Source organism: Coleofasciculus sp. (assembly GCF_046539235.1).
In the GTDB taxonomy this organism is placed as follows: domain Bacteria; phylum Cyanobacteriota; class Cyanobacteriia; order Cyanobacteriales; family Coleofasciculaceae; genus Coleofasciculus.
Genome location: NZ_JBKHHI010000266.1, coordinates 1 through 9214 on the forward strand (window position 1 = coordinate 1; position 9214 = coordinate 9214).

General features: G+C 47.9%; 5 protein-coding genes. 2 read left to right on the forward strand and 3 right to left on the reverse strand.

Going from position 1 to position 9214, the window contains the following annotated elements; translation table 11 throughout:
• Positions 1–260 precede the first annotated feature (260 nt).
• On the forward strand, positions 261–1010 hold the full coding sequence (locus ACLFWI_RS20545; RefSeq protein WP_446414451.1) for a ZIP family metal transporter: 750 nt from the start codon (positions 261–263) through the stop codon (positions 1008–1010).
• A 94-nt stretch (positions 1011–1104) separates the two neighbouring features.
• Here the strand turns inward: ACLFWI_RS20545 and ACLFWI_RS20550 are convergent, their stop codons facing one another.
• Both ACLFWI_RS20550 and ACLFWI_RS20555 read right to left on the reverse strand, forming a co-directional pair.
• Positions 1105–3876, reverse strand: coding sequence for a cation-translocating P-type ATPase (locus tag ACLFWI_RS20550; RefSeq protein ID WP_446414452.1), 2772 nt, complete (start codon positions 3874–3876; stop codon positions 1105–1107).
• A gap of 91 nt (positions 3877–3967) precedes the next feature.
• Positions 3968–6244: a ribonuclease R family protein gene (locus ACLFWI_RS20555; protein ID WP_446414453.1), complete on the reverse strand. Its 2277-nt coding sequence runs from the start codon at positions 6242–6244 to the stop codon at positions 3968–3970.
• Positions 6245–7317: 1073 nt separating this feature from the next.
• Here ACLFWI_RS20555 and ACLFWI_RS20560 point away from each other — a divergent pair.
• Positions 7318–8202: a hypothetical protein gene (locus tag ACLFWI_RS20560; RefSeq protein ID WP_446414454.1), complete on the forward strand. Its 885-nt coding sequence runs from the start codon at positions 7318–7320 to the stop codon at positions 8200–8202.
• Positions 8203–8309: 107 nt separating this feature from the next.
• Here ACLFWI_RS20560 and clpP read toward each other — a convergent pair whose 3' ends face one another.
• Positions 8310–8918, reverse strand: a complete 609-nt coding sequence (clpP, locus tag ACLFWI_RS20565; RefSeq protein ID WP_446414455.1) for an ATP-dependent Clp endopeptidase proteolytic subunit ClpP — start codon at positions 8916–8918, stop codon at positions 8310–8312.
• Positions 8919–9214: the final 296 nt, after the last annotated feature.

The following is a 9214-nucleotide window of genomic DNA, read 5'->3' on the forward strand; positions in this document are numbered from 1 at the left end:
TTCGTTAGTAGTAAGGGCTTTAGCCTGTTCTTCGTTAGTAGTAAGGGCTTTAGCCTGTTCTTCGTTAGTAGTAAGGGCTTTAGCCCTAGATTTTGTTAGATTTCCTTCTGTAGGCGCGAGTCGCTGCACATCGTAGGCGGTGTCAGAATTACTCCTTATGGTGAAAATGAGCAGTATGGTACTGGTTTCAGGTAACTAATGTAGCGGATGTTCATCAAATTAAACATAACAATGAATAAATGACTAATCACCCATGACTGATGGATATCCAACTCCTACTCATCACCCTATTTGCTGCTACTCTAACCATGCTGGCGACAGGTTTGGGTGCTGTACCCTTTTTCTTTTTTGCCAACCTATCCTCACGTTGGTCGGAACGCGGTTATGCTTTTGCCAGTGGGGTTATGCTTTCCGCATCTGTTTTTGACCTGATTTTCCCGGCGATTCAACGCGGCGGTTATACACAGGGAGTCATTGGTTTAGTCATTGGTACTATCTTTTTTATTATCAGTGAATCCTGGCTAGGCGATCGCGAACCTAAAATTGGACAGATCCGGGGAGTTTCTGCACGGCGAGTGCTTTTAATTCTAGGAACGTTGTTTATTCATAGTTTCCCCGAAGGTGTAGCGGTGGGTGTTGGCTACGGTGCGGGTAAAACCTCCTCTCAATTAGGTCTTTTATTAGCCCTAGCAATTAGCATCCAAAATATCCCCGAAGGAATAGCTGTCGCCCTACCTTTGCGAGCTGAAGGTGTGCCTGTTTCGCGTTGCATGCTTTGGGCAATTTTTTCCAGTTTACCTCAACCGATCGCGGCTATTCCGGCTTTACTTGCGGTGTCTTTTTTCCAACAGATTTTGCCCTATGCTTTAGCATTTGCGGCGGGAGCAATGGGTTTTCTGGTGTTTACTGAGTTAATTCCAGAAGGGTTAGAAGGGGGGCGTCGCCAGGAAACAGGAATTATTATTGCGGCTGGGTTTTTGCTGATGATGCTGATTCATACGTTGGTTTAATTTGTCATTTGTCATTTGTCATTTGTCCTTCGTCATATTTGCGAAGCGAGTATGACCAATGACGATCCTCGCCATTAACTTTAATTGTTACCATCTACTTAGCGTTTTTATATCGACGTAGCCCTTTATCCAATTCCATTGCCCAAATCACAATCGTACTCATGGCGAGACTGATGCCTAAATCATACAGTGACAACCCTGTGGTATTAAAAATATCCTGTAAGAAGGGGACATACACCACCGCCAGTTGTAATAAAAAGGTTAAAACAACCGCGCCTAATAATGGCTTATTCGAGAGTAAATTTAAACGGAATATAGATTCTCGCTCCGATCTCATGCTTTGAGCCAAACCGATGCGGGAGAATGCCAATATACTAAATACCATCGTCTGCCAAGCCGCTTGACCTGTAAACCAATAGTGATAATTGACTACTAATAAAACAAGTCCCAGAAGTAACCCAATCCAAACAATATCTCGACCCACTCCCCGACTAAAGACACTTTCTTGGGGATTATGAGGTGGACGGGACATGATATTCGGCTCCGCCGGTTCGACGCCTAATGCCAATGCTAACAATCCATCAGCCAATAAATTAATCCAGAGGATTTGTAAAGGAAGCAATGGTAAAGGCATCCCTAAGAATGGCGCTAATATAATTACCCACAGTTCACCACAATTCCCGGTTAATGTATATTTAATAAACTTACGGACGTTATCGTAAATGACTCGTCCTTCTTGAGTCGCTGCTACAATCGTGGCAAAGTTATCATCCAACAGTACCATATCTGCTGCTTCTTTCGCCACATCTGTACCCGTCAATCCCATGGCTACGCCAATCTCAGCTTTTTTTAAAGCAGGTGCATCATTGACGCCATCCCCTGTCATTGCTACAACATGTCCCCGATTTTGCAGCGCTTGGACAATTTCTAATTTGTTCTGAGGCGAAACTCTGGCATAAACAGATACCTCATCAACCTTTTCGGTTAACTCTGAGACTGACAGTTTTGCCATATCCTGACCCGTTAACATTAAACCATTGGTAGAAATACCCACTTCTGAGGCAATATGGCGAGCAGTTAGGGGATGATCGCCAGTAATCATGATGGGACGAATTCCCGCTTTTTGACAAGTTAGAACCGCCTGTTTGACTTCCGGGCGCGGCGGATCAATCATGCCAATCATGCCAATAAAAATCAGGTCTTTTTCGAGAATATCCTCGTGTCGTTCTAGGGGAAGTGTGGCGAGGAGGTGAGATTCTACAGGACGAACGGCGATACCGAGGACACGGATTCCATTTTTAGCCAGTTGGTTATTGGCATGAGAAAGTTTTTCATACCAACTATCATTTAAGGGGGTAATCTGTTCATCGAACCCAACTTGAGTGGAAATCTCTAAGAGACTATCAACCGCACCTTTGGTAAAGGCAATATAAGGCGTATGATTAAACAGTAATTCCCAAGGCTTAAGCCAACTTAGCTCATCGGGAAGTTTGTCCGTGGTGGTGGGGAGTTCGTGAACAGTAGTCATCCGCTTTCGTTCAGCGTCGAAAGGAACCTCGGTTATTCGCTCAAAGGCATGTTCTATATCAGTTTTCCATAAACCAAAACGGGTGGCGGCGACAATCAGAGCGGTTTCTGTGGGATCACCGAGAACCTGAATGGGGTTGGATTGCTCCAGATGGAACTCTGCGATCGCATCATTACACAGCGTCGCCGCCGTGAGTAGTAAGGCGGTTGTAGGTTCCTTTTTTAACCGTTGCGACTGTTCATTCTTCTCCGAGGGCATCATTAACTCATCGAGTTCAGGCATGGTTAACTCAATTTGCTGCCCAATCATGTCCAGACGAGTAACCGTCATCCGATTCTGGGTGAGGGTGCCGGTTTTGTCTGAACAAATCGTGGTTACCGAACCCAAGGTTTCTACGGCGGGTAATTTACGAATCAGGGCTCGCTGTTTCAGCATGCGTTGAGCGCCCAAGGCTAAGGCGATGGTGACGACGGCGGGTAATCCTTCGGGAATCGCCGCAACCGCTAAACTAACTGCCATGAGGAACATTAAGCGAACGGATTCCCCCTGGAGTAGCCCCAACCCAAAGATAACCAGGACTAGAATTACAATCGCGATCGCTAATATCCATCCCAGTTGATCTAACCGTTGCTGGAGGGGGGTAGCTTCTCGTTCTATCCCCTGAATCGCTGTGGCAATCTGCCCCAGTTCCGTCTTCATACCTGTTTCGGTGACGACGGCTAATGCCCGCCCATAACTAATCACTGTACCCATGTACGCCATGTTCTGCCGTTCTGCCAAAGGCAGATTAGCCGTGGCAATCCGTTGGGCAAATTTATCAATGGGTTCAGATTCCCCGGTGAGTGAAGCTTCTGAGGTGCGGAGATTGCTGCTTTCGAGCAACCGACAGTCCGCCGGGACTAAGTTTCCAGATTCGAGGAGAACGATGTCCCCCGGCACCAGTTCACGAGCGGACAGTTGTTCGAGGATGCCATCGCGACGCACTTTCACCGTCGGCACCGCCAGCTTTTTCAGCGCCGCGATCGCACGTTCAGCTTGGTATTCTTGGCGAAAACCGAGGATAGCATTAAATACCACAATTGCGAAAATCGCGATCGCATCCTTATATTCACCCAATACCGCCGAAACCACAGCCGCCACAATCAAAACTACCACAACGGTTGCGGTAAACTGCTCCCAGAGAATTTTCCAGGGACTTTCCAGGGGGCGATCCGTTAACTGATTGAGTCCGTAGATGTCCTGACGTTGACGAGCCTCGTTCTCACTTAACCCGATGGCGGCATCGGTATTAAGCTGTTTGAGAACATCGACAAGATTAAGAGTGTACCAGTTAGCCATTGGTCATTCGTCCTTTGTCCGTTGTCCTTTGTCATTAGTCCTTTGTCTTTTGTCCGGTTGAAAAAAGAGCCAATGACCAATGACTAAAGATTTAATCCTCTAAATCTTCATTACTTGCCACACTACCACCACTAACGGTTACCAAGTCAATTTGTTGACGGTAGTAATCCACACTTTTTACTTGAACTTCGACATGATCGCCCAATCGATAAGCTGTGCGGTTTTTCCGACCGACTAAACAAGCATGACGAGAGCGATATTCATACCAGTCATCTTTCAGGGAACTGACATGAACCAATCCTTCCACCAACAAATCTTCAATTTCCACAAAGAAGCCATAGGATTGCACACCTGTAATTAAACCACTGAATACATGACCCGTGCGTTCTTTCATTTGCTCGGCTTTTTTCAAACCCTCTAAATCAATTTCCGCATCTTCGGTGAGTTTTTCCCGGTCATTGAGATGGGGAATCAAGGTGCTTAATTGACTTTCTAACTCCTGTTGAGTGTCAGGGGGTAAAACATTCCAGTTAATGTTGCCATGGGCGCTACTATGGTGGAGATTGACCCGATCTTTCGACCGAGTCGTCCGGCGATCGCGTCCTTCTAAGAAGGTGTATTCTAAGACCCGTTGGACAAATAAATCTCCATAGCGCCATCCGGGGGAGACGGCGTGGCAATAGCTGGTATCCAAGGCTAAACCAAAGTGCAATCCCGGCTTAGAACCATAGGCGATCGGTTTTAAGGTTCCCTCAAGTAAGTGATTCAGAACTTTAGCCGCCGTTGATTTCGCCAAGATTTGGGTCAAGCGCTGATAATCTTGGGACGTGACATCCTCCTCCAAGGATTGCTCGACATCCAGTCCCAAATTGCTGGCTAACTTGAGTAAATCTTCCAGTCCTTCTAAATCGGGAGTTGGATGAACACAATAAATCCCTGGCAAGGATAAGGCGTGCAAATGGGACGCTACCACTTGATTTGCCAGTACCATCAATTCTGCCAGGAGCGATCGCAAGGGCATAGAACCCGAAACCATGATCGCCCCTTGGCGTCCTTCATCTTTACTGTGGGGAATGGGTCGAGCAATGGCTTCTTTAGGCAGTGTTCGATTCAATTCAAACGCGCCCCGTTGCTGTCGCACGGCTCTGAGTGTTGGAGATAAGCTGAAGAAGAGTTCCTTGAGTTTGTCTACAATCGGTGCGAGTTCGGGTTCGCTTTCTTCATGTCCGCCCAACAACGCCTGTGCCTGTTCATAACTGAGTTGGTGATCCACTTGGATGACACTGGGTTGAAGTTCAAATTCTACCAGTTGTCCAGATTCGGTTAAGGTGAGCAGTACTGACAGGGTTAAACGATCTTCACCGGGTACTAGAGACACCTGAGATAAGAGTTTTTCCGGGAGTAGGGGGAGAACCGTATCTCCCAAATATACAGCCGTTCCTCGCTTTCGTGCCTCTCTATCCAGGGGTGAATCTAGGGGTATCCAATGGGCGACATCGGCGATATGGATACCCACCTGCCAATTTCCGGTCTTGGTTTTTTCTAGGGTAAAGGCATTTTCGACAATGGCGCTATCTGGGGAGCCTGACTTGTCTTCAATCGTCATCGTCAGCCGTTTGCGCAGATCCAGGCGATTTTTTAAGTCTGTTTTGCCGAGGGAGTCGGGTAAGGCTTCAACCGCTTGCAGTACGGAATCGGGGAACTGGCGGCGGAGGTCATGTTTACAACAGACAATATCCGTATCCGCGGCGTCTTCGGCATCACTTCCTAAGATGCGAGCCACTTTGCCCAGGGGTGGGTTTTGTCCCAGGGGATAGCGCAGAACTTGCACATGAACCAGATGATCCACCGCCTCTTCTAGGGGGGCGCTATTGGGTCGCAAATCCAGTTCAAACAGCAGGCGGTCATCCAGAGGGACGGCGTGATAACTGCCATCTTCAGCCTGTCTGACTCGTGCGAGTACCGAGGGATTAACTCGTTCGAGAATTAAGCGTACCTGTCCTTCTGGAGAACGGCGACGACTCCCTTCTTTGGTCACTTTCACCAAAACGCGATCGCCATTCCAAGCGCTACTGAGATGATTCTTTTGAATGTAAATATCATCAGCGCCTTCAACATCTTGAATGGCAAAGCAAAATCCTTTACTGGAGCAGCGCAGTTTGGCTTCGACCACATCCTCTTCATAGACTCGTCGATACCGACCTCGTTCTTTTTCCAAAATGCCAACTTTCTCCAGCACATCCAAAGCAATCTGGAGTTTTTGCAGACTTTCAGAGTCCTGACACCCCAGTTTCTTCTCTAAAACTTTGGGGGCGACTGATTTGTCATCGGTCAAATTGGAGAGTAATGTAGCGATTGAAAATTCCATCCAACAATCCTTTTTCTTTGATCCGGCGTTTACTTGAATTTGCCTAGTGGCAATACCCTACCCGTAGGTTTAGTGTGGGGGAGTTTACTCCAAACGTGGAGGTTGAGAAGGCAGAAGATGAAAGGCTTGCCTAGCTGCTAGGTTCCGCCCCCAAGAAGGTTCTGACCCCACAGCGAGCGGGAGCCACTGAACTTTTTTCAGTGGGGGCGGCAAACCCTTGCTCCATGCTAGGTCGCGCCATCAAAGAGTGCGTCAAGGCATCGGGATAAATCCCTTGGAGCCTTCTACCTTGGAGCCTTCTGCCTTTGTTCGGTCAATGGGTCGCGGTGCTTTCGGTGTTGCTGCCATTGACCTGTATCCGTGGTGTTCCTCTGACTGAAACTGACGCTCAAATCACTCATAAAAGAAGGGCTGAGAGAATCCCGTGGATTTGATGCCAAAATGCTTACCGATCAAGATCGCTAGGGCAACGAACGGTAATGGCACCTCTTGCCAGAAGAGCTATTTTCCTTTTCGAGAATGATCGCGCCTCATCTGACGGAGCAGTCGTAAAAATAGAATAGAATCTGTCAGAATACAACCGTCTCTTTGGGGACGCGATCGGGATCGAGCGGATAGGGCTTGAGCTATCCAGTTCAGGTTTACGGACACACCTTAACCCACGACCTGTTTCGGATAATTGCCGCTGTTCGCTCGCTGGCGTCGCGTTGCGGCAAGAGTCCGTGAGTTACAGCTCACTTGGGACAGTATGTCATTATTGTAGATTCTCGTACCCCTACCTTGGAAGTCAACCATCAAAAGTTATGCTTAAACGTCGGTTGTGATGCCGAAGTTCAACAGGTGGGAAATAATTGGTAAATTTGTACTAAATGCCCGTTCACCAAAGGGTGGCTGACACTTGCCCATTCTTTGTCCGGGTCGTTTCAACAGCCACAGGACTGTCCTGAGTCTTTGATGTAACGTTATGTTACATGTTTGGACAGACACGCCCTCACCGTACCAACAATACTGTCGTTGTCCATCCGGACTATCCGAAAAATATCGTGTCAATGTAGCGCGTTGAGTAAAGTTTTATGGAGTACATGTTGAATAAATTCCGAGTTTCTTATCCTCAAGGGAGCCTGATCAGTGATCTGTTAGCCATCGATCACGGTCAGTATATCGTGCGCGTCAGTGTGGAAATTGATGGCGTAACCCGATCAACAGGTCTAGCTGCGGCTCAAACGGTGGAACTAGCAGAAGACCAAGCCAGACTTCGAGCAATAACTGTTTTAGCGGTTGATCGGGAGAGTTCTACGGACACCGAAACATCTCCACCTCATAGCCACACCCAAACGTCAGTGGCGGCGGCTAAGGTTCCCTCATCCCCTGAGTCGATTTCTAACTCGGCTTCCCCTTTTGCGGCAAAAAGTCTAGAATCAACACCTGAGGTTGAAGATACTCCAAGTCCTAGTCCAATCGATACCCACTCGATATCGGCAAAACCCAGTCCACCCCCTGAACCGACGGAACCCCTCCCAGAGACGGTTGAACCACCTTCCCCACCTGAGACAAAACCCAGTCCAACACCTGAACCGACAGTAACGATTCCTGAGACAGTTGAACCGCTTTCAACGGAGGACGTATCCGGATCACAGACACCTCTGTTTAAGGGAGAGACACCAAACCCAGTGGGAGTCACTCAATCGCCGTTAGAGCCAGAATCAACACCACCCCCACCTCCTGCACAAAAAGAAGCTGAACCCGATATCCAGAGTCAACCCAAATCTGAAACACCCATTGACTTTTCCGAAATTATTGCCCGCACCAATGTGGAACTCAAACGGCTAGGATGGACGAATCAACAGGGACGAGATTACCTCGTCGAAACTTATGGTAAGCGATCGCGTCAGTTGTTAACCGATGAAGAGTTACTCGACTTCTTGCATCATCTCGAATTGGAACCGACACCCGACTAATCAGATTTGAGGAAAGTAGGGGCGGGTTTATTGATGATAACCTTTGTGCAGAACCCGCCCAGACCGATGTGTAGGGACGGGTTTCACGCTTGCCAATATTAAATTGGCTAGCCCACCGTCGCGGGAGTCCGGGCGGCGGAAGGACGCCGATTAATCACTTGATCAATTAAGCGGTAGTCCTTGGCTTCCTCGGCTGACATAAAGAAGTCCCGTTCTGTATCTTCAGCAATTCGATCTAGGGGTTGATCGGTATGTTCAGCCAAAAGCTGATTCAGCCGTTGTTTGTGATACAGGATTTCCTTTGCCTGAATTTCAATATCACTCGCTTGTCCTTGAGCGCCGCCTAAGGGCTGGTGAATCATAATTCTGGAATGGGGTAAGCTCATCCGTTTACCCTTCGCCCCAGCACTCAGCAGAAACGCACCCATACTCGCCGCCAAACCCACACAGATGGTGCAGACATCGGGACGGATTTGATTCATGGTATCGTAAATCCCCATTCCTGCGGTTACAGAACCGCCTGGGGAGTTGATGTAGAGATAAATGTCTTTTTCGGGGTCATCGGCTTCCAGGTACAAAAGTTGAGCCACGATTAGGTTAGCCAAATCTGAATCAACCTGTTGTCCCAGAAAAACGATCCGTTCCCGCAGCAGACGAGAGTAGATGTCAAAGGCGCGTTCACCGCGACCGGATTGTTCGATAACTGTAGGAATCATGGCAATTACGGTAATCTTAAGCTCATATTCTTCTAGATTGTAGCGATTGACGCCGGATGAGGGGTGGAGGGGTTGGGGGAAATAGGAAGATGAGGAAGATGAGGGAGATGAGGGAGATAGGGGAGAAATTGTAGAGACGTTCCGCCGGAACGTCTGTTGTAGGGGCGGGTTTTACCATTAACATTAGGTTTTCACCCTGATATCACTAAACCCGCCCCGATTAAAGTGCAAGTCATCTTCAACAAATGACCAATGACAAATGACCAATGACAAATGACCATTAAAAAACAATGTCT